The following is a 26823-nucleotide window of genomic DNA, read 5'->3' as shown; positions in this document are numbered from 1 at the left end:
CAAGGGGATTCACGATGGAGCTCGGCCTTGTCGGTCTCGGCAAGATGGGCGGCAACATGCGCCAGCGGATCCGCAACGCTGGTCACACGGTTGTCGGCTTCGACCACAACCAGGAGATCTCCGACGCGACGGACCTGGCCGACATGGTCGGCAAGCTGACCGCGTCCGACCAGCCGAAGGTCGTCTGGGTGATGGTGCCGGTCCAGGCCATCGACCCGGTCGTCACCGAGCTGGCCGAGCTGCTCTCCCCCGGCGACATCGTGATCGACGGCGGCAACAGCCGCTGGACCGATGACACCCGCCGGGCCGCGCAGCTGGCCGAGAAGGGCATCAAGTTCGCCGACTGCGGCGTCTCCGGCGGTGTCTGGGGCCTGGAGAACGGCTATGCGTTGATGTGCGGCGGCGAGAAGGACACCATCGCCACCGTGATGCCGGTCTTCGAGGCGCTCAAGCCTGAGGGCGAGTTCGGTTTCGTGCACGCCGGCAAGGTCGGCGCGGGCCACTTCTCGAAGATGGTCCACAACGGCATCGAGTACGGGATCATGCAGGCCTACGCCGAGGGCTACGAGCTGCTCGAGGCCGCGGACATCGTCGACAACGTGCCGGAGGCGTTCCGCTCCTGGCGCGAGGGCACGGTGATCCGGTCCTGGCTGCTCGACCTGCTGGTCAACGCACTCGAGGACGACACCCACCTGGAGAAGATCCGCGGGTACGCCGATGACTCCGGCGAAGGTCGCTGGACCGTCGAGGCCGCGATCGACCACGCCGTACCGGTGCCGGCCATCGCGGCGGCGCTGTTCGCGCGGTTCGCGTCCCGGCAGGACGACTCGCCGGCGATGAAGGCGATCGCCGCGATGCGCAACCAGTTCGGTGGGCACGCCGTGAAGGGTGCCGACGCGGCCGACCCGTCGTACGCGACGCCACCGGTCCAGCACTGAGGTGTATGTCACCGCCCTGGGTCTGCTCGACTTCCGGTCCTACCAGCAGGCGGAGGTCGAGCTCGCTCCGGGCGTGACGGCCTTCGTCGGGCCGAACGGGCACGGCAAGACCAACCTGGTCGAGGCGATCCACTACACCGCGACCCTCGGTTCGCACCGGGTGGCGACCGACGCACCGCTGGTGCGGGCCGGCGCTCCCCGGGCGATCGTGCGGACCGAGATCCGTAGCCAGTACGACCGCGACGTCGTGGTCGAGCTGGAAATCAATCCTGGGAAGGCAAACCGGGCCCGGATCAACCGCTCGCCGGTACCGCGGCCACGAGAAGTGCTCGGGTTGCTCCGGACCGTGTTGTTCGCGCCGGAGGATCTCGCGCTGGTGAAGGGCGACCCGTCGGAACGGCGGCGGTTCCTCGACGAGCTGCTGACCCTGCGAGCGCCGCGGATGGCCGGCGTACGGGCTGACTACGACCGGGTGCTCAAGCAGCGGAACTCCTTGCTGCGCAGCGCTTCGCAGGCCCGTCGGCAGAATCGGTCCAGCTCCGCCGAGGCACAGCTGCGCACGCTCGAGGTGTGGGACTCGAACCTGGCGCGGACCGGTTCGGAGTTGCTGGCCACGCGGTTGGAGCTGCTGGAAGCGCTGCGTCCGTTGACAGCCGACGCGTACGACGCCGTTGCCCGGGGCAAGGGTGATGCGCGGCTCGAGTACAAGTCGTCGATCCCGCTCGAGCCCGGTGTCACCTCCCGCGAGCAACTCGCCGAGGTCCTGCTCGCCACGGTGCACGAGAAGCGGCAGGACGAACTCGACCGTGGGGTGTCGCTCGTCGGCCCGCACCGCGACGACGTCGTACTGGGTCTTGGGGACTTGCCCGCGAAGGGGTATGCGAGTCACGGTGAGTCCTGGTCGTATGCGCTCGCGCTGCGACTGGCGTCGTACGAGCTGCTGCGGGCGGACGGGGGTGAACCGGTGCTCATCCTGGACGACGTGTTCGCCGAGCTCGACACCAGTCGCCGCGATCGGCTGGCCGAGCTCGTCGCCCCGGCTGAGCAGGTACTGGTCACCGCTGCGGTCGGCGCGGACGTGCCCGCCGAGCTCAGTGGAGTGCGCTTCGACGTCGGCGACGGGACCGTCCGTCGTGCCTGAACCCCGGAATTCCTCTGAGAGCGACGACGAGAGCGCCGTCGCTCCGGAGTTGCCGGAGGAGGACGAGCACGACAAGCAGGGACTGGACCTGGCGAAATCGCTCGCGGGCCGGCTCAAGCAGCAGGCGGCGAACGGCGGTTTCAAGCCGGTCAAGCGCCGCCGCCGGCCGCGCATCGAGGGCGCGCAGATCAGCAGCGCGCGCCCCGACGACCGGGACCCGCAGAAGCTGACCAACACGCTCGGCCGGCTGATGCGCGACCAGGGCTGGGAGGTCGACGTCGCCGTACACGGCGTGATGGCTCGCTGGCCCACCATCGTCGGCCCCGAGACGGCGCAGCACTGCACGCCGGAGTCCTACGAGAACAACATCCTGACCGTCCGGACGTCGTCCACCGCCTGGGCCACGCAGCTCAAGCTCCTGGCCCCCGACCTGGTACGACGCCTCAACGCCGAACTAGGTGAAGGCACCGTCACCGCGGTCAACGTCCAAGGGCCCCACGCCCCCAGCTGGCGTCGCGGCCCCCGCACAGTCCGCGGCGGCCGCGGCCCCCGAGACACCTACGGCTGACCACCCCGTTCAAGTTCCAGGGCGCTTGTCGGACCTGGGATGACCTAGGATCGGGCGCGATGCGCACCCTGGTCGATGGCTTCCGCGAGATGGTCCAGCTGATCGGAGACACGTTCCGGCTCTGGTGGCGGAACCTGCTGCCTCTGACCACCTGGTGGTTGGTGGGGTATGCAGGCTTCAAGGCCTGTACTCGAGCCGCGGTGTGGCTGGACGAGCATTCGCACGGGAGCCTGGGCGTCGGCGTCTTCGCGGTGGGTGTGCTCATCCAGATCACCGCGTCGATCGGCATGATCCGGACCTGCGCGAGCTCGCTGTACCGGTGGCGCGACGCGGCCCGGAACAAGTCCGAGGAGACGTCGGACCCGACGCAGCAGGGTTTCCTCGAGTTGATCGCGGTCACGCTGCTGCCGCTGGTCGCGGTGTGGTCGGCGTGGGGCTTCCTCGAGGGCCAGGTCACGGAGCTGTCGACGAGCAACAGCGTCGAGCGCGGTCTGCAGGCGGGATCCGCGTTCTTCGAGCTGAACAACGGCGCCTGGCACAAGTACCTGCCGGCGATCGTCATTCTGCTGGTACTGCGGCGAGCCCTGCAGGCGGTGGACGACAAGTGGCCGAGCCGGCCGGTGAAGTTCGCGCAGGTCTGGGCGGAGTCCTTCTTCCTGCTGCTCACCGTCGTCGTGTCCTCCTACGCGATCGACGACGGCAAGAACTGGTTCCGCGAGCGCAACTTCTGGTACTGGTCGGTGGACTGGTGGGACGGCTGGAAGGATTTCTGGGCCAACATCAAGATTCCGCTGCCGGCCGGGATCGAGTTCCTCTGGGGCTTCACCTGGGAGACGCTCTGGCCGCTGTTCAAGCTGGGCGTCGCCGAACCACTGACCTGGCTGGCGATCACGACCGTGGTGTTCGGGCACCGGGTGCTGTCGAGCAAGGGCGTGTTCACGGGCACCCGGCTGGAGCGACGGTTCGGTGGCCGGGTCGCACCGGACGCGCCGCAGCCGAACCGGTTCGTTGCCCTGACCAACAAAGCACCGGATCTCGTGCTCGGCGGGTTCCGGGAGAAGTTCTACCCGACGCTGAACGCGTTCCGGCTGCTGGTCCGGGTCGGTCCGGTCTTCCTCGGTGTGGTCTGCATGCTCTACACGGTCTGGCTGCTCGGCGACGACTGGCTGTTCGTGCTGATCCAGCGCGCGATCGGGATCCACGGCCAGCGCTGGGGTCTGATGAACCACGAGATCGCCGACCTGATCCGCAGCCTGATCTTCGAGCCGATCCGGATCGCCTTGCTGGCGGCGGCGTTCGACCTGTGCATCTCGGTCGGCAGCGATCGCCGTGCCGAGATGGCCGCGGCGCGGAAGACCGCCGTACCGGTCCCGGCCTGAACCCTCAGAGGGTGATCAGGAACCGCTCGTAGTCGTCGCGGTTGGTGACCAGCAGACCCTGCAGGTGCGGCACGGCCTCCTGGGGTACGACGAAGATCTGCGCGAGCTTGTTCGCCTTGTTCCGGACCATCGGGTGGTCGTCGTCGGAGCAGGTCGTCGGTACCGGGAAGTCGAAAGCGTTCGTCGGCGCCCAGATGTTCCCGCGGTCGTCGCGCAGGCTCGTGCCGCACAGGAAGCCGCCGTCCTCCAGCCGCAGGCCGTCCAGCGGGGTGACCCGCACCTGGGCGACGATGATGACCGCGCCGGCCGGCCGGAGGACCGAGATCTGCTTGCCCTTGGCATCGACCAGCCGGGTGTAGACGGTCATCGAGTCGAGTTGCCAGCCGACCTTGCCGATGGTGACCGGCCCCTTGGCGACGACCTGCTGGATCGCACCCTCGTTGAAGTTCTGCTCGGGGTCGCCGAGGTAGCTCCTCAGCATCAGGAAGCAGCTGGTCGCCAGCAGCACCAGCAACAACGAGATCTGGGCCGCCAGCCGGGCGACGCGGCTCGTATCCTTCATGAAGCCACCCGGACATCCTGCTTGGGGAGCACGTACTGAGCCACGGCGCCGTCCAGCAGCCGCTGCGCGCTCTCGGGACCAGGGATGCCGAGATCGACCGACACCTTGCGGTTCAGCACGTTCCAGAACTGCTGTGGTTTGACGTTCAGGGTGAGGCCTTCGAGCTGGGTCGGGTCGACTTCGAACACGATCGCGCCGGAGGTCGTGAAGCCCGCGGCTCCGAACTCGATGCCCGAGTACGTCAGCCCGATCGGTGCGTAGGTCGCATCCCCGTTCGAGGTCAGCGAGGGCAGGGGACTGTCCGGCTTCTCGACGCCGGCCGTGCTCTCCCACTCCAGCGCGACGAACACCCCGTTGGTCTCGATCGGCTTGTCGTCCGACGAGGAGTTGGCGTCGAGCACCGACTTGGCCAGTTGCATCCGGACGATGGTCAGCGACGCCTCCTTGCCGAACCGCAGCGGCTGACCGATGGTGCCCTTGCTGATCTCGATGTTCTGTTCGTCGAACACATGGTCGGGGGTGGCCAGGCGGGTCAGGCCGCCGATCAGGACGAAGAGGACGCCGACCAGGATGGTCGCGGGGCGGTAGAGCTTCACTCCTAGTTCTCCTCGTCCTTGATCACGACGGTCGGCTTCAGCCGGACCACGGCCGCTGCCTCGGGCGAATGCCAGTACGGGTCCTCGTCGGCGCCGAGCAGTCCGTTGTCCGAGATGTACTGCTCGGCGAGGATGCCGACCTCGATCTGGTCCGCGCTGAAGTCCGGCTCGATCTCGAACTTGGTGAAGCAGCTCTCCGGCGGCAGCCCGTAGACGATCACCCAGCCGATCTCGCCCCGGCAGGTGGCGCCGTTCGACTTCACCAGGTCCTTGCCACCGCCGGGGACCAGCCGGACCAGGTCGCCGTTGAGGTAGACGCTCCGCTTGTCCTCGGTGTCGATGTTGCGCAGCTCGAAGTAGACGAGCAGTTCGGCCTTGGCCGCGGAGTACTCGGTCTTGGGCTCGCGGACGATCTCGGCCTTGCTGAAGCTGTACTCCCAGCGGCCGGCGGTGACGGTGGCCGGCGCGTCGGCGGTGACGATCAGGGTCGGCACCGAGCGACCGGTCTTCTCCTTCCACCCGCCGGTGGCCAGCACCAGCAGGGCCAGGACGACGACGGCCGCGATGACGATCAGCCAGATCCGTCGATGCCGCCGGATCACCCGGTCGGCGATCAGGTCGTCGATGACGTCGTCGAGACTCTCCACGGCAGCGATCCTAAGGGGCGGCGGGTGCGCGCGGGGCGGTCTGGACCGGTCCGGACCCGGCGCCGCCGTACCGGGTCAGTGGTGAAACTGCCGGAGGCCACTGAGCGCCCGTGAGCGCTTTCCGGCCCCCCACCCGCGAGAGGGGACATGGCGAGGAGGGCGAAAAGACGCCCTGAGGTGAGTTTCGGGCGGCTGGTGGCAGGTTCTGCCTTGGTCGACGGGTAAGATAGACCGTGTACGACGAGCTGCGCCCCTGACAACACTGTAGTGGCCGCTCCCACTGTGCAGTGACAGGGCCGCGATGCCTCGCGAACGCGGGGTCCGAGGAGGACAACAGCCGGTGACCGACGAGCCGACCGAGATCGACGAAACAACGTCCGCAGAGGACACCGGCAGCCAAGCGCAAGGCATCGAAGAAGAAGCACTACTGACCGAGATCCAGTCCAGCGTCGTCGAGAAGGAATACGACGCGAGCGCGATCCAGGTCCTTGAAGGGCTCGACGCGGTCCGCAAGCGCCCCGGTATGTACATCGGGTCCACCGGTGAGCGGGGTCTGCACCACCTGGTCTACGAGGTGGTCGACAACGCGGTGGACGAGGCGCTGGCCGGGTTCTGCGACAAGATCATCGTCACCCTGCTGCCCGACGGCGGCGTCCGGGTCGTCGACAACGGCCGTGGTATCCCGGTCGGCATCGTCGAGTCCGAGGGCAAGCCGGCGGTGACCGTCGTACTGACCGTCCTGCACGCCGGTGGCAAGTTCGGCGGCGGCGGGTACAAGGTCTCCGGTGGTCTGCACGGCGTGGGTGTCTCCGTCGTGAACGCGCTGTCCAACCGGCTGCAGGTCGACGTCCGCACGGGCGGCAAGGCCTACACCCAGACGTTCACGATCGGTGTCCCCGACGAGGACCTGGCCGAGGTCGGTACGGCGGACTCCACCGGCACCACGATCACCTTCTGGCCGAGCCCGGACGTCTTCGAGACGACGGTCTACTCGTACGAGACGCTGACCACCCGCTTCCGCGAGTACGCGTTCCTGAACAAGGGCCTCGAGCTGGTCATCCGCGACGAGCGGCCGGACCACACCGAGGACGGCAACCCGGTCGAGCAGTCGTTCAAGTACGACGACGGCCTGGTCGACTACGTGAAGTACCTGACCGGCATCCGCGAGACCGTGCACCGCGACGTGATCGCGTTCGAGGCCGCCCAGGCCGACGGATCGCTGAGCCTCGAGGTCGCGATGCAGTGGAGCGGCTCCTTCCAGGAGTCGGTGCACACCTTCGCCAACACGATCAACACCCACGAGGGCGGCACCCACGAAGAGGGCTTCCGGGCCGCGCTCACCTCGCTGGTCAACTCGTTCGGCGAGGACCAGGGCATGATCAAGAAGAAGGAGGACAGGCTCACCGGTGACGACATCCGGGAGGGCCTGACCGCGATCATCTCGGTCAAGCTGGGCAACCCGCAGTTCGAGGGCCAGACCAAGACCAAGCTCGGCAATACCGAGGTCAAGGGCTTCACCCAGCGGGTCGTCAACGACCGGCTCGGTGCCTGGTTCGAGCAGAACCCGCAGGAGGGTCGCGAGATCATCCGCAAGGCCACCGCGGCCGCGAGTGCCCGGATCGCGGCCCGCAAGGCGCGCGACCTGGCCCGCAACCGCAAGGGTCTGCTGGGTGGCGGCGGACTGCCGGGCAAGCTGTCCGACTGCCAGTCGACCAACCCCGAAGAGTGCGAGGTCTACATCGTCGAGGGTGACTCGGCCGGTGGCTCCGCCAAGGGTGGCCGGGATCCGAAGTACCAGGCGATCCTGCCGATCCGGGGCAAGATCCTGAACGTCGAGAAGGCCCGGATCGACCGCGTCCTGCAGAACAACGAAGTACTGGCGATCATCTCCGCCCTCGGGACCGGCATCCACGAGGACTTCGACGAGGAGAAGCTGCGGTACCACAAGATCGTCCTGATGGCCGACGCCGACGTCGACGGTCAGCACATCCGCACGCTGCTGCTCACCCTGCTGTTCCGGTTCATGCGGCCGCTGATCGAGCGCGGTCACGTCTACGCCGCGCAGCCCCCGCTGTACAAGATCCGCTGGAGCAACGGCACCCCCGAGCTCGCCTACACCGAGCGCGAGAAGGACGGGCTGCTCGAGGCCGGCATCGAGGCGGGCAAGAAGCTGCCGAAGGACAACGCGATCCAGCGCTACAAGGGTCTGGGCGAGATGAACGCGCAGGAGCTGTGGGAGACCACGATGGACCCGGCCAACCGGGTGCTGCTGCAGATCACCCTGGACGACGCGGCCCGCGCCGACGAGACCTTCGCGACCCTGATGGGCGACGACATCGAGGCTCGCCGGAACTTCATCCAGCGCAACGCCAAGGACGTCCGGTTCCTTGACATCTGAGTGTGGCGGCGCCGCCGGTGCGGCGCCATCACCACTCCAGCGCCGACTTCAGCGACGTACGACGTCTGACACGAACGGGACGAGCATCAGATGACCGAGACCCCAGTTTCTCCTGGACACGACCGGATCGAGCCACTCGATCTGCAGACGGAAATGCAGCAGTCGTACCTCGACTACGCGATGGCCGTCATCGTCGGCCGCGCGCTGCCCGAGGTGCGCGACGGCCTGAAGCCGGTGCACCGGCGCATCCTCTACGCCATGTACGACGGCGGCTACCGGCCCGACCGCGGTTTCTCCAAGTGCTCGCGCATCGTCGGTGACGTGATGGGTCAGTACCACCCGCACGGCGACTCGGCGATCTACGACACCCTGGTCCGGCTGGCGCAGCCGTGGGTGATGCGGGCGCCGATGATCCAGGGCCAGGGCAACTTCGGTTCCCCGGGTAACGACCCGGCCGCCGCGATGCGGTACACCGAGTGCCGGCTCGCCCCGCTGGCGATGGAGATGGTGCGCGACATCGACCAGGAGACGGTCGACTTCCGCCCCAACTACGACGGCCGCTCGCAGGAGCCGGTGATCCTGCCCAGCCGGTTCCCGAACCTGTTGGTGAACGGCTCGGCCGGCATCGCGGTCGGCATGGCGACGCAGATCCCGCCGCACAACCTGCGCGAGGTTGCCGCCGCGGCCCAGTGGTGCCTGGAGCACCCGGACGCCACCCAGGAAGAGGTCCTGGCGGCGTGCATGGAGAACATCAAGGGCCCGGACTTCCCGAACGGCGCGCTGATCGTCGGGTACAAGGGCATCGACGACGCCTACCGCACCGGCCGTGGTTCGGTCACGATGCGCGCGGTCGTCGACATCGAGGAAGACGCCAAGGGCCGGACCAGCCTGGTCGTCAGCCAGCTGCCGTACATGGTCAACCCGGACAACCTGGCGCAGAAGATCGCCGAGCTGGTGAACACCGGCAAGATGACCGGGATCGCCGACATCCGTGACGACACCTCGTCGCGGACCGGTCAGCGCCTGGTGATCGTGCTCAAGCGGGACGCCCAGCCGCGCGTCGTCCTGAACAACCTCTACAAGCACACGCAGCTGCAGGACACCTTCGGCTGCAACATGCTCGCGCTCGTCGACGGTGTCCCGCGCACGCTCAGCCTGGACCTGTTCATCACGCACTGGATCGACCACCAGATCGAGGTCATCCAGCGCCGTACCCGCTATCGCCTGCGCGAGGCCGAGAAGAACGCGCACATCTTCCGTGGATACGTGAAGGCGCTGGACGCGCTGGACGAGGTCATCGCCCTCATCCGCCGCAGCCCGGACGTGGAAGAGGCGCGCCAAGGCCTGATCAGCCTGCTGGAGATCGACGAGATCCAGGCCCAGGCGATCCTCGACATGCAGCTGCGCCGGCTGGCCGCCCTGGAGCGGCAGAAGATCGTCGACCGGCTGAACGAGCTCGAGGCGATCATCGCCGACCTCGAGGACATCCTGGCCGACCCGGTCCGGCAGCGGAACATCGTCCGCGACGAGCTGGCCGAGATCGTCGAGAAGTTCGGCGACGACCGTCGTACCGAGATCATCGCCGCCGACGGCGACCTGTCCGTCCAGGACCTGGTGCCGGACGAGGACGTGGTCGTCACGATCAGCCGCGGTGGGTACGCCAAGCGCACCAAGACCGACCTCTACCGCACCCAGAACCGCGGCGGTAAGGGCGTGCGCGGCGCGACGATGCGGGCCGAGGACGAGATCGGCCACTTCTTCACCACCACGAACCACCACTGGATGCTGTTCTTCACCACCAAGGGCCGGGTCTACCGGGCCAAGGTGTGGCAGCTGCCCGAGTCGGCGCGCGACGCCAAGGGTTCGCACGTCGCCGGCCTGCTCTCGTTCCAGCCGGACGAGGAGATCGCGCAGGTCCTGACGCTGCGCGACTACGAGCAGGAGCCGTACCTGTTGCTGGCCACCAAGCGTGGTCTGGTGAAGAAGACGGCGCTGACCGACTACGACTCGGCCCGGCAGAGCGGCATCATCGCGGTCAACTTCCGCGACGACGACGACGAGCTGATCGGCGCCGAGATGGCCTCGGCCGAGGACGACCTGATGCTGGTCTCCAAGAAGGGCCAGTCGATCCGGTTCACCGCGAACGACGAGCAGCTCCGCCCGATGGGCCGGGCCACCTCCGGCGTCACCGGCATGAAGTTCCGCGACGGCGACGAACTGCTGTCGATGGCGGTCATCCGAGCCGGTTCGGAGGAGGACGCGCAGTTCGTCTTCACCGTCACCGACGCCGGGTACGCCAAGCGGTCGAAGGTCTCGGAGTACCGGCAGCAGGGTCGCGGCGGACTCGGCATCAAGGCGGTCAAGCTGAACGACGAGCGCGGCTCGCTGGTCGGCGCGATCGTCGTGGTCGAGGACGACCAGGTGCTGGCGATCAAGGCCAGCGGCCAGGTCGTGCGCAGCCGGGTCGACAGCGTGCCGGTCAAGGGCCGGGACACGATGGGCGTCCGGTTCGCCGGTGTCGGCGAGTCCGACGCGGTCGTCGCGATCGCCCGGAACACCGATCTGACCGTCGAAGGGGCGGACGACGCCGAGGCTGTCGAGGGCGCCGAGGGGGCTGTCGTGTCCACGGATGCCCAGGATGTGGACGCTTCGACAACCGAAACCCCGTCTGGGAGCGTCACTACTACCGACGAGCGTTCGACGGATGTGAACGGCCCGGCTACCGTCGAAGACGACGAAGCCGGCCAGGAGGGTAACTGATGACCAACCGCGCGAGGCCGACCTGGCCCGAAGGTGCGGACAGCTCCAAGTCTCAGCGCCCCGCGCCGAGCGGGAAGCAGTCCACGCCGGCCACTCCGGCTTCCAACGGTCGCTCCGGCGGCGCTGCCCCGAACGGGCAGCGTCCAGCCGCAGAGCTCCGCCCGCAGCAGCAGCGGCCGGGCACCGCCGGTGCCCCGGTCCGCCCCGCGCAGCAACCGCCGGTCCGCCCGGCGGGCCCGGGCCAGCCGAGCACGACCCGACCGACCCCAGCACCCAGTACGCCGGGCCGCCCGGAACCGTGGTCCCCGGGCAAGCCCGCGGCCACGACCACACCGGCGGCCGGCGGATCGTCGTACGGGCTGACCGGCAAGACCGCCGAGAAGACCGAGACCTTCGGTGACAAGGTCAGTGCGGCCCGCCAGGCCGTCCTGGACAAGGCAGCCGCCGTCACCGGCAAGTCCGACACCGAGAGCGTCGAGGTCGGCGACAGCAAGCTCTCCAGCCGCTCGCAGACCCGCAAGGCCCGCCTGCGGATGTCGCGAATCGACCCGTGGTCGGTGATGAAGACCGCGTTCCTGCTCGCGATCGCCTTCGGCATCGTGACCTGGGTCGCCGTCTTCATCGTCTGGTCCGCGATCGGTGCCGCCGGTGTCTTCGACAACATCAACAGCACCGTCACCGAGGTGCTCGGCAACCCGAACACCGAGCCGTTCCGGATCGAGAACTACATCAACACCGGCAAGGTAATGGGTTTCACCACCCTCCTCGCCTGCGCCGATGTGCTGATCATCACGGCCCTGGCCACCCTCGGATCCTTCCTCTACAACATCGCCGCCACGCTCCTCGGCGGCCTCGAAGTCACGCTCGCGTCGGAGGACTGAGACCTCCCGGCCGGGCCCGTCAGGGTCCGGCCGGAACCGGTTTGGGAGACAGGCACCTGGTGCGGTAATCTCTCCCAGGTTCCACCCCGTAGATACGGGCCTATAGCTCAGTTGGTTAGAGCGCTGCCCTGATAAGGCAGAGGTCACTGGTTCAAATCCAGTTAGGCCCACCAGATCGTGAAACCCCCGATCCGAGGAGTCCCGCGGTGCTGAGAAAGATCCTGCTGGTGCTCCTGGCCGGCATCGGTGGATACTTCGCTTACAAGAAGACCCAGCAGTCCCGCGCCGACAAGGACCTCTGGGCCGAGGCTGTCGACCCGGTCACCCCGGGCCGCTGACCACCCCACCACGGGGGCGTAGCTCAACTGGCAGAGCACTGCCTTTGCAAGGCAGGGGTTAGGGGTTCAAGTCCCCTCGTCTCCACGAAGCCGATAGGCGACTCGTCTCCGCGGAAAGCGCGGAGACGAGTCGCCTTCGTCATTTGTGCGCCTGCGCTTCGCTTGGCGCGAGCGGGGGCTTCGCCACCCGCACCCCCTTGGGCCTCGCTTCGCATCGGCCTGCTGGGGCTGGGCGCCGCGGTTGGGATAGTTCTTTCCCCGCGCCAGCTACGCCGACTCCTTCGTCGCCTGCTCCGCAGCCGCCCCGCCCACCCCGAGTTCTGCGCGCTGCCGCGCGGACTTGCGGGCTACCGCCCGCGGGCGACCACGCGATGGCGGGCCGCCGCCGTACGGGGAAGGTGGCTATGGGTAACCCTCGGATGAGGCAGGCAAGATGCGAGCTGGTTCTAGTGGAGCCGAGAGGTCTGAACTCCCGCGCCTAGTCCAGTGGGGCGGGCCAGTCGGTGGCGGGTAGAAGTTCGCGGAGCTTTGAGGTTCGGTCTCGTCCCAGGATGACTTCGGTGTCGAGGTTTGCCGGGTCGATCTGGTGGATGAACTCTCGGCAGCGGCCGCAGGGTGGGACGACGTGCACCTTGGCTTTGTTGTCGTCTCGCCAGACGGCGACGATCTTCGCGATCTTGTGCTCGCGGGCGGTCACCATGGCGGCGATCGCTGCGTGCTCGGCACAGAATCCGGTGCCGGAGGTGGTGTCGATACAGACACCGACGTACACGTTGCCGGCGTCAGTGATGAGCGCTGACGCCACGTCGCCGAAGATTCGATCACCGACCAGGTGGGGATTCAGCACGGCCACGGCCGCCTCGATGAGGTCGTCGTTGCTTCGGCTGGTCACGCACGGGAACCTAGCAACCTCGCCCAGCTCATGGCCACGGGATTTCGCCAGGGCAGGTCCGGCCGGGCGTCGCGCGATGGACTTTCTATCCCCGCGTCAGCTATGCCCGCCGGGCAATTAAAAACCCGCCCCACGAAGGGACGGGTGGATATGGAGGAAACTTTAGCTCGTCAGAATATGACTGACAAGTTGCGCCAGAAGCTGTCTCAGATGCTAACTCCGCCAGATACCGGGCGTCGCCGGTTGGCGTCGGCTACCAGCCCGCAGGGCGACTGTGGGAGCCGACTTGTGGTGGGAGCTGCGACGCGGTGAAATCTGAGGGACCTAGCTGATGCCACCAGTGATTCCCTACTCCGTCGGTCGGCTGCCCCTTGAGATCGCCCGCCAGGTATCCCCGCTGGGGGTTGATGAGCCCGACGGGAACGAGTTCGCGAGCCTTCTGGATCGGAAGCTTGAGGTCGCTGTCGTTCGACACCACGACAGCGGCATCGACAGCGCCCGTCAGTGCGTCGATCAGCAGGTGTGAGGCGACGTTGACATCCGAGCCCTTCTCTTCGGTGTTCAATACGCTGACCAGGAACTGCGCGTCATGAACAGGTTTCGACGACGAGTCCAGCACCATGACCGGCCAGTTCGAGGTCACGAGGATCGGGCGACCGCGGTTGTCCTTCGTGGCAAGCGGCGCGACCTTCGTCCTCGCTACATACCTGCCGTACTCGATGTGGTCGACATAACCGCCGGTGGCGAGCGCTCTGAGGTAGGTCTCTTGGTCGGCCTGGCCGGACGCGTTCGTTCGTACGTCGATCCGAGCCGTGCAGTAGACGAGTCGATCGATCGATGCCGCTGGCCACCTCGGTTTTCGAGCGAGCACGCCGTCGACCATCTTGCGGATGTCCAGCCATCGCCAACCAGGCTGGCTTCGTCCGCAGAGGTCGCGGCCGCCGTAGTACAAGTTGTATCCATCCACATACACGCCAACACGCATAGCGGGAATTTAGCCCACTGTGGATTCGATGAGTAACTGAGAGTGAACGCCAGGCAAGGCTCGCGTCTGTGGAGCGCGGACCGGGGTGTCTTGTCGTGTTAGTTGGGGTCTTGCTTGATGTAGTCGGGTTCTGGGTCCGTGGGGAAGCGGACTGTGTTGATGGTGGTGGAGCCGGCGAGCCAGGCTTTGGCGATGCGGTGACCGCCGTCCATGAGGCGGCCGTCGGCGGAGAGGATGACGGGGTAGCTGAGGTCGGCTTTGTTGATGCGGTCGACGTGTTGGGCGACCATGCGGCAGGTGACGGGGCCGTCGCCGAACCAGCAGTTCTCGTCGAACTCCTTGATGTCGTCGATGAGGACAGGCTCGACGGGAAGCCCTGCTGCCAACTCCCACAGGCGTTCGGTGTCGTAGAAAGCCCGGCCGCCCGGCACGAGGCGTGAGTGTTGTTGAGGCATCGCACCATCATCACGTGGGTGCCACTTGGCTCGCGTCTGTTTTTTGGCGCTACCAGTCTTTGGGGAGGGAGGGCCAGCGGTGGGAGGCCCAGTGGGACCAGGTGGGGTGGGGTGGTGGGGGCGGTGGGATCGGGTGGCCGGCTAGTTCTGCGGGGGTGGGGGGTTGGAACTGGGCTCGCCATTGGGTGAGTTCGGTGTCGGTGATGGGGAAGGTTTGGTGGGGGGTGGTGGTGAAGCGGTGGAGGATGCGGTGGCGTTGTTCTTCGGGGGTGATGGGGAGGTAGACGACGTGGCTGGTGAGGCCGAGGGCGGTGGCGATCGCGCGGAGGGCGGAGCGTTCGTCGGTGCCCCAGAAGCCGAAGTCGAAGACCACGTTGGTGCCTAGGTGGGCGGCGCGGAGGCCTAGCTGGATGAGCTTGCCTTCGACGAGGTCGCGCTTGTCGGACGGGTTGTCGCCGTCGAAGAGCGCGATCTGCCACTCGTCGGGAGTGAGGCGGAGGGCGGGAGCGGTGAGCTCGAGGTGTTTGGCGTGGGTGGTTTTGCCGGCGCCGGGGAGGCCGACGATCAGGTAGATGGTGGTCATTGGCCGTCGTTCAGGGGGTGCAGGTCGGTGGGGGTCAGCACCCAGTGGAAGCCGTACTTCGGAGTCGCCGCCCGGTCGATGGATTCCGGGGCGAAGTATTCGGCGATGAGGTCCTGCAGGCGTTGGTGAAACTCGACGGCTCGGGCATAGGAGACGCGTCCAGCGTGTTCACCGCCGGCTTGGACATAGGTGGGCCCGAACATGCCGGCCTGCGCGTCTGCGAAGGCCTGTTGATAGTCGTACGTCGTGCGCCCGGGCAGCATCGTGTGGTCCTCGCTGCTGGGTTGTGGGGTTGCCAGATAGTCGATGCCTAGCTGGGTTCGCGACCAGCGGCCGTCGGACTGGGTGACTCGGCCGGTGGCTGCGAGTCTGGTCAGGTACCAGAGCACCCGAGCATCGGTGACCTCGAGCAGGTTGGCGAGGTCGGCCAGTGATCTCGGCGTCGAGAGCAGGGTGACGATGGCGCGTGGCAGCGCTGAATTCAGTACTTCAGGCATTACACGACCATAGGCTCGGGTTGGAGCCAGCGGTGGTGGTCGGGTGGGTTGGTGTTGCTGCCGCAGAGGATGGTGACTACGTGGCGGTTGGCGAAGCGGGTGGGGTTCTCGAGGAGGGCCGCTAGGCCTAGGGCGGCGGAGGGTTCGGCGACTAGGCTGGCGTGGGTCGCGAGTAGGCGGACGCCGCTGATGATGGACGACTCTTCGACGAGTACGGCGTCGTCCGCGACGTGGAGGAGGTCGGTCAGGACCTCGGGGATGGGGCGTCGGCCGGCTACGCCGTCGGCGATCGTGTTGGTGGACTCGGTGGTGACGACGCGGCGTTCGTGCCAGGACAGGGTCATGGCGGGTGCGCCGGCGGGCTGCACGCAGATGACCTCGACGGACGGGGCGAGGTCCTTCAGGACGTGACCGATCCCGGTCGCCATCGCACCTCCGCCCAAGGCGATCAGGACGGTGTCGAAGGCGACGCCTGAGGCGAGCAGTTCCAGGCCGATGGTGGCTGCGCCCTCGCAGGTCTCGAGATCGAGGCTGTCCTCGACGAGCCGGATGCCGGTGGTCCGGGCGATCTCCGCGGCGCGGTCGCGGGCGAGTTCGTGGTCGCCGTCGACGAGTTCGAGGGTGGCGCCGAGGGCGCGGATGCGGTCGAGCTTGGCGGGTGTCGCGAAGCGGGAGGCGACGACTGTGATGTCCAGGCCACGCTTGCGTCCTGACCAGGCGAGGGCCTGGCCGAGGTTGCCGGCGCTGGCGCAGACGGCGGCGTTCCCCTCGAGTCCGTCGACGACAAGTTCGGTGCCGCGGCCTTTGAAGCTGCGCACGGGATTCGCGGTCTCGAGCTTGATGCTCACGCGGCTATCGAACGGAAGCGCCTCGCACTCGTAGAAAGGCGTGTCGAGAAAGACCGGGTCGATGACGGCGCGGGCAGCACGGATGCGGGCAGTGTCCAGGCGCGTCTCCACTCCCCCAGCGTCTCACGCACAATCAGGGGATGACTTTCGTGCGCTACCAGAGTCCGGTCCCCGATCGGCGCGGTCGGCGGATCGGCATCTTCGGTCTCGTCAACATGCTCGGCCACCGCGGACTCCTCACCGCCGAGGAGGAGGACTTCCGCCGTACGACGAACGCCTGGTACGACGCGACGTACACCAACCCGTCGACTGTCGACCCGACTGTCTATGCGGACAACCTGTTGGCGGCGTCCTGGTTCCGCATCACGGCTACCCACCTCTTCGACCCGATCCCGCAGTACCTGGCGGTCCTTGCCGCTCACAACCTCCCGTGCGAGCGCTACGAGTCCGCCGACCCCGGCCGCGTCCTGTACGAGGACGAGCACCAGGTCGTGGTTGTCCCGCACGCATCAGAGGCGGAGGAGGCAACCACGATCATGTGGTTGCCTCCCGCGCCCTGAGGTCACCAGACCCGTACCGCGCCGAGGAAGTCGGTGTGGTTGTAGGTGGTGACTCCGATGTGTTCGGTGGAGTGGAAGGCGTTGATCACCTTTCCGCCGCCCAGATAGATCGCCACATGGTGTGTACTCGGCCCACTCGGACCGAACCACATGATGTCGCCCGGCTGCAGTGAGGACTGCTGGGCGTTCGTGAGCTCGGCCTTGTGCGGCATGTTGTGAGCCTTGGCCCACTGCGTCCACGTGTAGCCGTTCAGCCCGTCCGTGCCCGTCGCCTTGAAGTACGCGTACCGCACCAGCCCCGAGCAGTCGTAGCCGATCACGTGACAGTCGTTCCAGGCGTCGCCGTCCACACAGGCCCCGTACGTCGGTCCTGGGCTGGCCGCGTGCCCGCCGTCCCACGAGTAGATGTAGTTGCGCTGTGAGCAGGCCTGCTGAATCATCGCCAGCGCCCGTGCCGGGATGTTGGTGAAGGTCGTCTCGCAGGCCGAGCCGCTGGCCGTTCCGCCGGACGGCGGGGGTGGCGGAGGCGGGGGTACCGTGCCGCAGTCGGGCAGGCCTTTCCAGTAGTTCTCCGCACCGGTGAAGTAGACCGCCGGCACCCAGCCGGTCGCTCCTGCCGAGTCGCCGACCGTCTTGGCCCAACTGTTCGACGTGTAGCTCGAGACGTGGGCACTACCGCCGGTCGCCTTGCAGGTGAACCAGTTGGCCTTGCCGCCGATGAAGAGGTGGTCGACTACGCCAGAGCCGGTGTTGGTCGAGCTGTAGATCGGCGTACCGCCGGAGGGCACCCAGATCGGGCAGTAGTAGACCGTTGCCCCACTGGAGTTGGTGCCCTTCGTGCAGACATCACCTGGCGGCGGTGCGGACGCACAGTCGGGCAGACCGTTCCAGTAGTTCTCGGCTCCACTGAAGTAGACCGCAGGGACCCAGCCGGTCGCACCGTGGTCGTCGCCCACGGTCTTGGCCCAGCTCTTCGACGAGTAGCCCGAAGCAGTCGCCGTACCGCCGTCCTGCTTGCAGTAGAACCAGTTCGCCGTACCGCCGGTGTCCAGGTGGTCGACCACGCCGGAGCCGGTACTGGTCGAGGCATAGACCGGTGCACCGCCGGCGGGGATCCAGATCGGGCAGTAGTACACGGACTGGCCGCTGCCGCTCGTTCCGTGCGAGCAGGTCGCTGCCTGGGCGGCAGTGGGCGCCAGCGACAGCGCCGTCACTCCCGCCACGAACGCGAGGAGCACGGAGAGAATCTTTCGCATCATGAACTCCCTCAGCAGAACGGGACGTTGGCGAGGATGGCGTCCCCGCGCAGGTAGACGTTGCTGACCCAGCCGCCGAGCCAACTCCCCCGTGGCCCTGGCACGGGCGTCTGGATCAGGCTCCAGTACGACGACTTGTAGCCGGCGTCGCTGATCGCCTCACCCTTCTTCTGGCAGAACACCGCGACCGCGCCGGGGCCGTAGCGGCCCAGTACCGACGGGCACGTGGTCCGGCCGGGGCTGGCGGTGCAGGCGGATCCACCGCCGCGGATGTTGACCTGGCTGGCCCAGACGTAGCCGTCGACAGGGGCGGAGGCGGCGGCCGGCGTACTGGCCGTCACCGCGCCGGCCAGCAGTAGTGCGCCTGTCAGGGCAGCCTTCAGTAGCACAGCGGGAGCCCTGCCGGCTCGTTCGCGGACTGGGTCAGGAAGATGGCGCTGACGTAGACGCCGCTGAACTTCCAGTCGGGCAGTGCGGCGGTGTCGATCCACCAGTTGTTCGTGTAGCCGCCGTACGAGACGGTCTGGCCCTTCACCTTGCAGAGGACCCACGGGAACTTACCGCCGGTGGCGTTGACCGTTCCGAGCACTCCACCCGACCCGGGGTGGTCGTGGAGCTGGATGCTGGTGCCCCAGGCGCCGCAGGTGTACGCGCCCTTGTAGGTACCGCTCGTGTTCTTCGTGCAGCCGGTAGCGGCGTCCGCGCTGGTCGCGGTGCCGACGGTGAAGGCTGTGACGGCCGCAGCGGACAGCAGAGCAGCCGCGAGCTTCTTCTTCATACGGGATCTCCTCGGTCTGACGCATGGAGGTTTGCGGCGTCAGCAGACCACCGCGGCGCTCTACGCGACCAGGAAGTTCCGCATGTGGTTTCAGGTCACAGGTTGTTGCAGCAGGCCGAGGCCGAGCACCGTCAGTTGATGCAGTACGACGTCGCCACAGGCGCGGGACTCGACCAGTCCGGCCTCCCGCAGTACGCCGAGATGCCGCAGTACGACGGAGAACGACAGACCGAGAGTCTCGGTCAGCGCGCCGGTGGTGACGGTGTGAGCGGTCGCCTCCAAGAGCCGTGCGCGAGTGGCACCGAGCAGACCGACCAGAGCAGACGGCGGCTCAACCTGGGTCGCGCCGGTGATGGCCACGCTGTGTTGGATCGGATAGACGAGCACTGGCGGCAGATCGCCGCTCCGGAACTTGGTCGGCACCTGCCAGCAGAAGTACGACGGCTGCAGCAGCAGACCGCGCCCGTCGAGATACAGGTCCTCGTCAGCGAAGTCCGGGATCTCCAGCACGGGTGACTGCCAGCGGATGCGGTCGGTGAGCGTGGCGAGCATGCCCTCGATCCCGGTCTCCCGCAGCTGCCGGCGCCGGTAGGCCCGCTCCGTGGCCAGGTCACGTGCGGCGACCTGCCAGTACGGCGCTATCGCCGTGCGGTGGTAGGCGTCGACCGCACGGCCGAGGGTGCCCATCGTGCGGCGGTCGCCATCGGCCAGTGCCCTGGTCCACGGGGTGCTCGACTGTCGGGTGCCGAGGTACTCCAGGTCGGCCCGGACCTGGGTCCGCGGCGCGCTGACCAGCCGGTCGAGCGAGTCCGCGAGCTGCTCGGGTGGCTCGGCCGGGGTGAGGAAGTCGGGCGAGTACCCGATCGGCGGCGTCAGCTCGAACAGCAGCCGGGCCACATTCGGGCTGAGCTCCCGACGCACCCGGCGCCGCCAGCCGCCGTACCAGAGCTCGCCTTCGGTGCTCTGGACCAGGTTCAGGCTGAGCAGGGTCTCCCAGAGCAGGTCAGGGTGTGGAGCGATCCTGGTCCGGGCGAGATCGTCGGCAGTGAAGTGAATGCGGAGCATGGGCGGGCCCCCTCGGTATCTGCCGCGACACTTTACGTGTCCGAGGGGGCCTGCGCAGGAGGTCAGCGGAATCAGCAGAGCGGAAGGCCCTGTGGCTCGTTGGCGGACTGGGTGAGGAAGATGGCGCTGACGTACTCGCCGCTGAACTTCCAGTCCGGGAACGGGTTGCCCCGGAGCCACCAGTTGTTGGTGTAGCCGCCGTAGGTGATGCTCTGCCCCTTCTCCTTGCAGAACACCCACGGGAACTTCCCGCCGGTGGCGTCGACGTGACCGAAGGCGTAGCCCGGGCCGGCGATCTTGTGGACCTGGATGTCGGTGCCCCAGGCACCGCAGGTGTACATGCTGTTGTTCGTGTTCTTGGTGCAACCGGTGGCCGCGCTCGCCGCCGGGGCGGTGAGGACCGCCGCCGCTGCCACGGTCGCGACGGCCAGAGCGGTCATCGTCTTCTTCATCGCTGCTGCCTCTCGTCGGGGATTCGCCCGCCAGCAGACCACCACCGACCCGCGCCGACCACGAAGTTCGACCGGAGGTTTCACCGGCAGTAACGCGAGCAGGCGACCATGGCCGCCACCGCGAGTACGATCCGAGATCGTGACGGGGGTCCAGGACAGGCGGGGTGAGTCCGGTCTGCTGGCGCGCCTGCGGGTGGCGGCCGGGATGACGCAGGAGGAGCTGGCCGAGCGGGCGGGCCTGAGCGTCCGCAGCATCTCCGACATCGAGCGCGGCCTGGTCGCGCGGCCGCGTAAGCACTCGCTCGGGGTGATCGCCAACAGCCTCGGCCTCGCCGACACGGACCGCGCGCAGTTCATCGCGCACTACCGCCCGAGCGGCGCGACGGGCGCGATCACCACCGGTCTGTACGCCGTTCCCGCGCAACTGCCGCCGGATATCGGTACCTTCACCGGCCGGTCCGCACTGCTGGCACAGCTGTCGAAGAGCCGGCCGCTCGCCACCGTCGACGGCGTCGCCGGAGTGGGAAAAACGGCGCTGGCGGTGCGCTGGGCGCACGACGTACGGGCTGAGTTTCCTGATGGTCAGCTCTACCTCGACCTGCGCGGCTATGGTCCGGACGCTCCTGTCGAGACCGGTCGAGCGCTCGAATACCTGCTGGCCGGGCTGGGGCTGACCCAGCTGCCCGACACGGTCGAGGCACGCTCGGCCCTGCTCCGCAGCACGCTCGATCAGCGCCGGGTCCTGATCATCCTCGACAACGCGCTGAACGCGGACCAGGTCCGGCCGCTGCTGCCGGGCTCGGCGAACTGCATGACCGTCGTAACGAGTCGCAACCAGCTCCGCGGCCTGTCGGTTCGCGAGGGCGCCATCCGCGTCACGGTCTCGCTCCTCGACCCGGACGAGGGTCTGTTGCTGCTGCGACAGTTCGCCGGGGAGGACCGCGTCGCCGCCGATCCAGCCGCGGCCAGCACGATCGCCCGCGCCTGCTCCGGGCTGCCGCTCGCCCTCGCTCTCGCCGGGGATCTCGCCGCGCGGAGGCCCCTGGCGTCGGTGGCCGCGGAGTTGGCCCACGCGGCCGACCGGCTCGACGTACTGGACACCGGGGACGGCGACCCGGCGACCTCACTGCGCGCGGTCTTCAGTTCGTCGTACGACGCCTTGCCCCTGCCGGAGGCGCGGTTCTTCCGGCGGCTGGGGCTTCATCCCGGGACGGACTTCGACCTCACCGCCGCCTGCCGGATCGCCGGTGTCTCGCAACTGGAGGGCCGCCGCAGCCTCGGGCTCCTGGTCGGCAACCACCTCGTCGAGGAACTGGGCGACGATCGGTTCCGGTTGCACGACCTGCTGCGGACCTTCGCGGCCGGCCGCGTTCTGGAGGAGGAGTCCGCCGCTGACCTGGCGGGTGCCCGGGTCGCCTTGTACCAGTGGTACCTGGCCGCGGCCGATGCCGCGATCCGGACGATCCGCCCGCGCCCGTTCACCTTCGATCTGACCGGCGCTCCCGAGACGCCGACCTTCACCGACTCCTCCGCGATGGCCTGGCTGGACCTCGAGCGGTCGAACCTGGCCGCCGTACTGCGCGCTGCCGCGGCCACCGGTCCGCTTCCGATCGCCTGGACCCTGGGCGAACGTCTTCGGCGCTATCACACGCTGCGCCAGGACATCTCCGAACTCGTCAGCGTCCTCGAGGTCGCACTCGCGGCGGCCGAGGAAGCCGATGACATCGAGGCGCGGATGAGCTGCCATGGCGGCCTCGCGGTGGCCTTCGGCATCCGCGGCGACTACGAACGGTCCGCGGAGCACCTGGATCAGCAACTGTCGCTGGCGCGGACCGGCAACTGGCCCGTCGTCGAGTCCGAAGCCTTGTCGAACCTCGGCCTGATCCACCACAACCTCGGCCGGCTGGCCGAAGCCGCCCTGTACTTCGAGGAGTCGCTCGCCATCGCCCGCCGGGCCGGTGACTCCGACGAGATCGGGATCACCATCGGCAACCTGGGCACGCTGTCCTGGTCCCTGGGCGATCTAGATGCCTGCGGCAACTATCTGCACGAGGCGCTCGAGCTGGCCCATGACACCGCCGACCGGGTCGCCGAAGCCCGGCACTCGACGAACCTCGGGCAGCTGATGCTCCGCCTGGGAAGCCTGGACGAAGCTCTTCTGCACGCTCGCAAAGGCGTTGACCTCTCCGCCACCATCGGTGCCCACGCCGGTGAATCCGCAGCGGCTGCCCTGCTGGCCGAAGTACTGGCGGCAACCGGCTCGCTCGACGAGGCACTCCACTTGGCCGACCGCGCCGTCACTTTGGCCGGTGTCTCCGGCAGTCCGCTGAGCCAGGCCAACGCCCACCGGGCTCGAGGTGCAGTCCATGAGGCGCGCTCCGACTACCCAGCTGCGCTGACCGACCACACCCAGAGCCTCGACCTGGCCGAGGGCTCCACCGAACGGGAGCCGACGACCGAGGCTCACCTGGCGCTGGCCCGGACTCACCTGGCCCTCGGCAACCTCCCCACCGCTGAGACCCACGCCCGTACGGCGCATGCCACGGCTCACGAGTACAACCTCCGCCTGATCGAGACGGATGCCCTGATCACCCTCGCGGCCATCCAACGATCCCAGGCCACGCCAGCCGCCCTGGAGTCAGCCCTCGCCGCCCTGGCCTTGGCCACCACCACTCACGACCCCCAAGGCCAGTCCCGAGCCACCGCAGAACTAGCCCGCCTGAACCGCTCCTGACGACAGCACCGTAGGCCGGTTGGGTGGGGAAGGTGGGTTGGATTGGACCTGTGCGAGGTGAACTGCGGCGGGCACGGTAGAGGGTAGAACCGAGGGAAGTGGAGTTCGGATGTATGTGCCCGCGCATTTTGCTGCTGATGAGGCTGTGGTCGAGGAGTTGCTGAGCCGGCATGGGGCGGCGGATCTGGTGACGATGACGGACGGCGGGCTGGTGGCGACGATGCTGCCGTTCGTGTACGACGCCGAGCGGAGGGTGCTGCAGGGGCATCTGGCGCGGAACAACGAGCAGTGGCAACGGCCCGTCAGAGGTGAGGCGCTGGTGATCATGCATGGCGTCGACTCATACGTGACGCCGAGTTGGTACGCCGCCAAGCGGGAGCACGGGCGCGTCGTACCGACGTGGAACTACGTCACAGCGCATGTGTACGGCGAGCTGACCGTGCACGACGACCCGGAGTGGGTGGGCGAGCTGGTACGGCGGTTGACCGGTCTGCACGAGGGGCCGCGGAGCGAGCCGTGGTCGGTTGAGGATGCGCCGGAGAAGTTCATCAAGGGGCAGCTCCGGGCGATCGTGGGCGTGGAGCTCGCCATCACGCGGGTCGAGGCGAAGGTGAAGTTGTCGCAGAACCGGTCGGCCGCGGATGTCGACGGGGTGATCGCGGGATTGCGGGCGGACGGGGACGAGCGGGCGGCCGCGGCGGTCGAGGAACACCGCCCGACCTGATCGGGACGTAACGTCGGACCACGCTCGGACCAAGTACTTCCGACTGCGACGGAAGGACGGACGTGACCGAGACAGCTGAGATCGGGCGAGATCCCGAAGTGTTCGAGGCGTTCTACCGTGAACACATCGAGCGGATCCAGCGGTTCGTGGCCCGGCGGGTGGACGACCCGTACCTGGCGGCGGATCTGACCGCGGACGTGTTCCTGGCCGCGATCGACGCGGCGAGCGGGTACCGGGTCAATCTCGGTACGCCGATCGGCTGGCTCTACGGGATCGCGCGGAACGTCGTCTCGGCGGAGAAGCGCCGGCAGGCCCGCGAGCTGCGGGCCAATCAGCGGATCTCGGGCCGGCGGCTACTGACCGCGGACGACGTGATCCGGCTGGAGGAGCGGATCGACGCCGAGGCTTCGGCGCGGGCGTTGCTGCAGGCGATGAGCGAGCTGCCGGACGGCGAGCGCGCCGCGCTGGAGCTGGTCGCGCTGGACGGGCTCCCGCCGGAGGACGCGGCGCGGGTGCTCGGTATCCGCCTCCCGACGTTGCGCGTGCGGCTGCATCGCGCGCGCGGCCGGCTCAGGTCGCAGTCACTCCACCTGGTACCGACTCACCCGGAGATGACCCCATGAACACTTTCGAAGACAAGCTGCTGGCCGAGCTCCGCACGGTCGTCGCCGAGCGGCCGGCCGACATCCGCCGCAAGCGCCCGAAGCGGCTCCTGGTCGGGATCGCGGCCTGCCTGACCCTCGCGGCCGGTACGGCGGTCGCCGTACCGATGCTCGGTGGTGAGCACACGACCTCTCCCGCGTACGCCGTCGTCACGCAGCCCGACGGCACGGTGCGGGTGACGATCTACCGGGTCGAGGACGACAAAGGACTGCAGAAGCGACTGCGGGCGGCCGGTATCCCTGCCGTGGTGGACTTCGTCCCGAAGGGCAAGTTCTGTCGCCGGACCCCGTCCGGGGAATCATCGGGATTCAGGTTCCAGATCGGGTGGCTCAACGATCGCGCGACCGGGCAGATAGGGACGCTGGTGCTTCGGCCGGCCGACTATCGCCGCCACGGGGCGACGCAGTTGATCGAAGGCGAAGGGTTCGGCCCGCGGGATCGGCTGATCTTCGCGGCCCCCAAGACCGGCTCGTTCGGGCCGTGTGTTCCGACGGACGTGCCGCGGCAGCGGTGAGCGGCTGTGCTGTGCCCTTGGCCCATCGCAAAAGATCGTTGCCTTGAGCACCGATATGGCGTGACAGTTTGTGCTCGGTTTGTCACGGGTTGTTTGCGGCTGCGTGCAGATGTCCGGACAAGCCTGGTGGTTGGTGCACGCGACGGCAGATCGTCGAAGGGAGGAAGAGATCGAGGCAGGCGGTCGACCACGGGAGGGTCCGACGAGTGCTCGAGACTTATCGCGGCATCCCACATCTACTCGACATCTGGCTCGTGCTGACCGGCATGGCACTGCCGGTCGCACTCTCGTCGCTGCGGCGGCCGGGGGCCCTGGCCCCTCGCCTCGCGGCGTTCGGGATGCCGGCGGCGTTCGCGCTGGTACTGGCGGCGACGCTGAGCCCGACGCCGCACCGGATCAGCTCGGTGGTCGGCCAGTGCGGCACGCACCTGGCGACGACCGGCGGGCTGACGTCCGAGCAGGGTCTGCTCAACGTGCTGCTGTTCATCCCGGCCGCCGGGCTGCTGGCGCTGGCGAGCGGCCGGCCCGGGGACGGCATCGCCGCCGGGATCGGGCTGTCGGCCTCGGTCGAGGCGGTGCAGGCGCTGATCCCCCAGCTCGGCCGGTCCTGTCAGTTGCATGATTTGATCGCCAACACGGCGGGTGCCTTCTGCGGTGTCGGGGTGGTGGTCGGAGTACAGTCCATCGCGCGACGCAGTCACCTGGTGCCCAGCCCGTACGTCGTCGAGCACGCGGCCATGGTCGTCGTACGGCCTCGCACCCTCGCGCGGCACCTCCGCCCGGCCCCGGTCGCCGCGAAATCGTCCAACGGTCTCCGCCCGATGGTGCGCGTCCGCTGAGCTGACGCGGGAGGAAGTTATCCGGAAGGTTATCCACAGCCTGTGGGTAATCCGGGGGATGACGCCTCAACTACGTAAAGTTATCCACAGGCTAGGGGCGCACATCCAGCCCGAGAGCGGTCGCCACCACCATCGCCTGGGTTAAATCGATCCGCGCATCGCGCAGTACGACGGTCAGCGGGTCGAGCGTCGAGAGGTCCGAGCCGCGCAGATCGGCGCCGGTGAAGTCGGCCCGCTGGAGCGATGCCCCGGACAGGTCCACATCCCGCAGGACCGCCTTGGCCGCCCGTACGCCGGTCAGATCCGCCTCGCGCAGCTTGGTGCCGTGGAACTCGGTGCCGCGCAGGTCCGCGCCGGGCAGGCCGGTGAACGACCAGTCGCCGCCGGAGACCTTCAGCAGGTTGTAGGTGCAGTCGTCGAAGAAGCTGCCGACCAGCTTGCACCCGGTGAACGTGGCGTCGAACAGCGAGCAGCGGACGAACGTGCAGTTCACGAACGCGGCGTCGGTGTGCGTCGACGCGTTGAACCGCACCCCGCGGAACGTGCACTCCTCGAACACCCCGCCGCGGTTGTCCACCTCGGTCAGGTCCGTGTCGATGTACTGCACTCGCCGATAGGTCTCCCCGGACGGCTCCGGATCGTCCCACTCGCGCACCGTCGATTCGGTGGGCACCCCACTACGCCTGCTCATGACCCCACCTTGCCACTCGGGTCTGACAGTCAGTTGTGATGCTTACGAGTCAGGTTGTGATGATGCCTTCAGCCGACCG

At 67.9% G+C, this 26823-nt stretch carries 29 protein-coding genes and 2 tRNA genes; 16 read left to right on the top strand and 15 right to left on the bottom strand.

Features of this window, described 5'->3' with window-relative positions; genetic code table 11:
• Positions 1 to 14 precede the first annotated feature (14 nt).
• Genes gnd through ACIA49_RS30740 form a run of 4 tightly spaced genes read left to right on the top strand, consistent with a single transcriptional unit; the run spans position 15 to position 4026 of the window.
• A complete protein-coding gene (gene gnd / locus ACIA49_RS30755) occupies positions 15 to 938 on the top strand; it encodes a phosphogluconate dehydrogenase (NAD(+)-dependent, decarboxylating) (RefSeq protein WP_396381177.1) in 924 nt (307 codons plus the stop codon).
• A 1-nt stretch (position 939) separates the two neighbouring features.
• Positions 940 to 2079, top strand: a complete 1140-nt coding sequence (gene recF, locus ACIA49_RS30750) for a DNA replication/repair protein RecF (RefSeq protein WP_396381175.1) — start codon at positions 940 to 942, stop codon at positions 2077 to 2079.
• Positions 2072 to 2647 carry a DUF721 domain-containing protein gene (locus ACIA49_RS30745; RefSeq protein WP_396381173.1) on the top strand — a complete coding sequence of 192 codons (576 nt, stop codon included), beginning with the start codon at positions 2072 to 2074 and terminating at the stop codon, positions 2645 to 2647. The genes recF and ACIA49_RS30745 overlap by 8 nt, the downstream gene beginning before the upstream one ends.
• Before the next feature lie 59 nt (positions 2648 to 2706).
• Positions 2707 to 4026, top strand: coding sequence for a hypothetical protein (locus ACIA49_RS30740; RefSeq protein WP_396381172.1), 1320 nt, complete (start codon positions 2707 to 2709; stop codon positions 4024 to 4026).
• 4 nt (positions 4027 to 4030) lie between these two features.
• Here ACIA49_RS30740 and ACIA49_RS30735 read toward each other — a convergent pair whose 3' ends face one another.
• From ACIA49_RS30735 to ACIA49_RS30725, 3 genes are read right to left on the bottom strand one after another with little or no spacing between them, the layout of a single operon-like run.
• A complete protein-coding gene (locus ACIA49_RS30735; RefSeq protein ID WP_396381170.1) occupies positions 4031 to 4588 on the bottom strand; it encodes a hypothetical protein in 558 nt (185 codons plus the stop codon).
• Positions 4585 to 5184 carry a hypothetical protein gene (locus tag ACIA49_RS30730; RefSeq protein ID WP_396381168.1) on the bottom strand — a complete coding sequence of 200 codons (600 nt, stop codon included), beginning with the start codon at positions 5182 to 5184 and terminating at the stop codon, positions 4585 to 4587. The genes ACIA49_RS30735 and ACIA49_RS30730 overlap by 4 nt, the downstream gene beginning before the upstream one ends.
• 2 nt (positions 5185 to 5186) lie before the next feature.
• A complete protein-coding gene (locus ACIA49_RS30725) occupies positions 5187 to 5831 on the bottom strand; it encodes a hypothetical protein (RefSeq protein ID WP_396381167.1) in 645 nt (214 codons plus the stop codon).
• Positions 5832 to 6132: 301 nt separating this feature from the next.
• Here ACIA49_RS30725 and gyrB point away from each other — a divergent pair, with 301 nt between their 5' ends.
• From gyrB to ACIA49_RS30695, 6 genes are all read left to right on the top strand, one after another.
• Complete coding sequence (gyrB, locus tag ACIA49_RS30720; protein ID WP_396381165.1) at positions 6133 to 8229, top strand: DNA topoisomerase (ATP-hydrolyzing) subunit B; 2097 nt, start codon at positions 6133 to 6135, stop codon at positions 8227 to 8229.
• Between the two features lie 90 nt (positions 8230 to 8319).
• Complete coding sequence (gene gyrA / locus ACIA49_RS30715) at positions 8320 to 10989, top strand: DNA gyrase subunit A (RefSeq protein ID WP_396381164.1); 2670 nt, start codon at positions 8320 to 8322, stop codon at positions 10987 to 10989.
• Positions 10989 to 11870: a DUF3566 domain-containing protein gene (locus ACIA49_RS30710; protein ID WP_396381162.1), complete on the top strand. Its 882-nt coding sequence runs from the start codon at positions 10989 to 10991 to the stop codon at positions 11868 to 11870. Before gyrA ends, ACIA49_RS30710 begins: the two co-directional genes overlap by 1 nt.
• Before the next feature lie 96 nt (positions 11871 to 11966).
• Positions 11967 to 12043, top strand: a tRNA-Ile gene (locus ACIA49_RS30705).
• A gap of 33 nt (positions 12044 to 12076) precedes the next feature.
• Positions 12077 to 12208, top strand: coding sequence for a DLW-39 family protein (locus tag ACIA49_RS30700; RefSeq protein WP_238176512.1), 132 nt, complete (start codon positions 12077 to 12079; stop codon positions 12206 to 12208).
• 12 nt (positions 12209 to 12220) lie between these two features.
• A tRNA-Ala gene (locus ACIA49_RS30695) sits at positions 12221 to 12293 on the top strand.
• Between the two features lie 393 nt (positions 12294 to 12686).
• Here the strand turns inward: ACIA49_RS30695 and ACIA49_RS30690 are convergent.
• The 6 genes from ACIA49_RS30690 to ACIA49_RS30665 form a co-directional block, all read right to left on the bottom strand.
• Positions 12687 to 13100 (bottom strand): cytidine deaminase family protein, encoded by a 414-nt coding sequence (locus tag ACIA49_RS30690; protein ID WP_396381159.1) that lies wholly within the window; start codon positions 13098 to 13100, stop codon positions 12687 to 12689.
• 253 nt (positions 13101 to 13353) lie between these two features.
• Positions 13354 to 14085, bottom strand: coding sequence for a hypothetical protein (locus tag ACIA49_RS30685; RefSeq protein ID WP_396381157.1), 732 nt, complete (start codon positions 14083 to 14085; stop codon positions 13354 to 13356).
• A 98-nt stretch (positions 14086 to 14183) separates the two neighbouring features.
• The gene (locus ACIA49_RS30680) at positions 14184 to 14540 is read right to left on the bottom strand and encodes a hypothetical protein (RefSeq protein ID WP_396381156.1); all 357 of its coding nucleotides are present in this window, start codon (positions 14538 to 14540) and stop codon (positions 14184 to 14186) included.
• 49 nt (positions 14541 to 14589) lie between these two features.
• Positions 14590 to 15123: an AAA family ATPase gene (locus tag ACIA49_RS30675; protein ID WP_396381154.1), complete on the bottom strand. Its 534-nt coding sequence runs from the start codon at positions 15121 to 15123 to the stop codon at positions 14590 to 14592.
• On the bottom strand, positions 15120 to 15620 hold the full coding sequence (locus tag ACIA49_RS30670) for a hypothetical protein (RefSeq protein WP_396381153.1): 501 nt from the start codon (positions 15618 to 15620) through the stop codon (positions 15120 to 15122). Before ACIA49_RS30670 ends, ACIA49_RS30675 begins: the two co-directional genes overlap by 4 nt.
• Complete coding sequence (locus ACIA49_RS30665; protein ID WP_396381152.1) at positions 15620 to 16579, bottom strand: threonine/serine dehydratase; 960 nt, start codon at positions 16577 to 16579, stop codon at positions 15620 to 15622. Before ACIA49_RS30665 ends, ACIA49_RS30670 begins: the two co-directional genes overlap by 1 nt.
• A gap of 29 nt (positions 16580 to 16608) precedes the next feature.
• Here ACIA49_RS30665 and ACIA49_RS30660 point away from each other — a divergent pair, with 29 nt between their 5' ends.
• The gene (locus ACIA49_RS30660; RefSeq protein WP_396381151.1) at positions 16609 to 17028 is read left to right on the top strand and encodes a hypothetical protein; all 420 of its coding nucleotides are present in this window, start codon (positions 16609 to 16611) and stop codon (positions 17026 to 17028) included.
• A 2-nt stretch (positions 17029 to 17030) separates the two neighbouring features.
• On the opposite strand, the gene ACIA49_RS30655 is transcribed toward ACIA49_RS30660, so the two are convergent.
• The 5 genes from ACIA49_RS30655 to ACIA49_RS30635 form a co-directional block, all read right to left on the bottom strand.
• Positions 17031 to 18284 (bottom strand): C40 family peptidase, encoded by a 1254-nt coding sequence (locus ACIA49_RS30655; protein ID WP_396381149.1) that lies wholly within the window; start codon positions 18282 to 18284, stop codon positions 17031 to 17033.
• A gap of 11 nt (positions 18285 to 18295) precedes the next feature.
• Entirely contained in the window at positions 18296 to 18673 is a 378-nt protein-coding gene (locus tag ACIA49_RS30650; RefSeq protein WP_396381148.1) for a hypothetical protein, read from the bottom strand.
• Positions 18664 to 19062, bottom strand: coding sequence for a hypothetical protein (locus ACIA49_RS30645; RefSeq protein WP_396381146.1), 399 nt, complete (start codon positions 19060 to 19062; stop codon positions 18664 to 18666). Before ACIA49_RS30645 ends, ACIA49_RS30650 begins: the two co-directional genes overlap by 10 nt.
• A 90-nt stretch (positions 19063 to 19152) precedes the next feature.
• Complete coding sequence (locus ACIA49_RS30640; protein ID WP_396381145.1) at positions 19153 to 20127, bottom strand: ArsR/SmtB family transcription factor; 975 nt, start codon at positions 20125 to 20127, stop codon at positions 19153 to 19155.
• A 71-nt stretch (positions 20128 to 20198) separates the two neighbouring features.
• Positions 20199 to 20579 carry a hypothetical protein gene (locus ACIA49_RS30635; RefSeq protein WP_396381143.1) on the bottom strand — a complete coding sequence of 127 codons (381 nt, stop codon included), beginning with the start codon at positions 20577 to 20579 and terminating at the stop codon, positions 20199 to 20201.
• A gap of 139 nt (positions 20580 to 20718) precedes the next feature.
• On the opposite strand from ACIA49_RS30635, the gene ACIA49_RS30630 reads away from it, so the two are divergent.
• The 5 genes from ACIA49_RS30630 to ACIA49_RS30610 all read left to right on the top strand — a co-directional run bounded on the left by ACIA49_RS30630 (position 20719) and on the right by ACIA49_RS30610 (position 26053).
• Positions 20719 to 23313, top strand: a complete 2595-nt coding sequence (locus tag ACIA49_RS30630; protein ID WP_396381142.1) for a tetratricopeptide repeat protein — start codon at positions 20719 to 20721, stop codon at positions 23311 to 23313.
• A gap of 109 nt (positions 23314 to 23422) precedes the next feature.
• The gene (locus ACIA49_RS30625; protein WP_396381140.1) at positions 23423 to 24037 is read left to right on the top strand and encodes an FMN-binding negative transcriptional regulator; all 615 of its coding nucleotides are present in this window, start codon (positions 23423 to 23425) and stop codon (positions 24035 to 24037) included.
• Between the two features lie 62 nt (positions 24038 to 24099).
• Complete coding sequence (locus ACIA49_RS30620; protein WP_396381139.1) at positions 24100 to 24660, top strand: RNA polymerase sigma factor; 561 nt, start codon at positions 24100 to 24102, stop codon at positions 24658 to 24660.
• The gene (locus tag ACIA49_RS30615; RefSeq protein WP_396381137.1) at positions 24657 to 25214 is read left to right on the top strand and encodes a hypothetical protein; all 558 of its coding nucleotides are present in this window, start codon (positions 24657 to 24659) and stop codon (positions 25212 to 25214) included. Before ACIA49_RS30620 ends, ACIA49_RS30615 begins: the two co-directional genes overlap by 4 nt.
• A gap of 206 nt (positions 25215 to 25420) precedes the next feature.
• Positions 25421 to 26053 (top strand): VanZ family protein, encoded by a 633-nt coding sequence (locus tag ACIA49_RS30610; RefSeq protein ID WP_396381136.1) that lies wholly within the window; start codon positions 25421 to 25423, stop codon positions 26051 to 26053.
• Positions 26054 to 26144: 91 nt separating this feature from the next.
• On the opposite strand, the gene ACIA49_RS30605 is transcribed toward ACIA49_RS30610, so the two are convergent.
• Positions 26145 to 26744, bottom strand: a complete 600-nt coding sequence (locus ACIA49_RS30605; RefSeq protein WP_396381134.1) for a pentapeptide repeat-containing protein — start codon at positions 26742 to 26744, stop codon at positions 26145 to 26147.
• Between the last annotated feature and the right edge of the window lie 79 nt (positions 26745 to 26823).

It is taken from the genome of Kribbella sp. NPDC051587, from assembly GCF_044453945.1.
GTDB lineage: Bacteria > Actinomycetota > Actinomycetes > Propionibacteriales > Kribbellaceae > Kribbella.
This window is presented reverse-complemented; position numbering and strand designations above follow the sequence as displayed.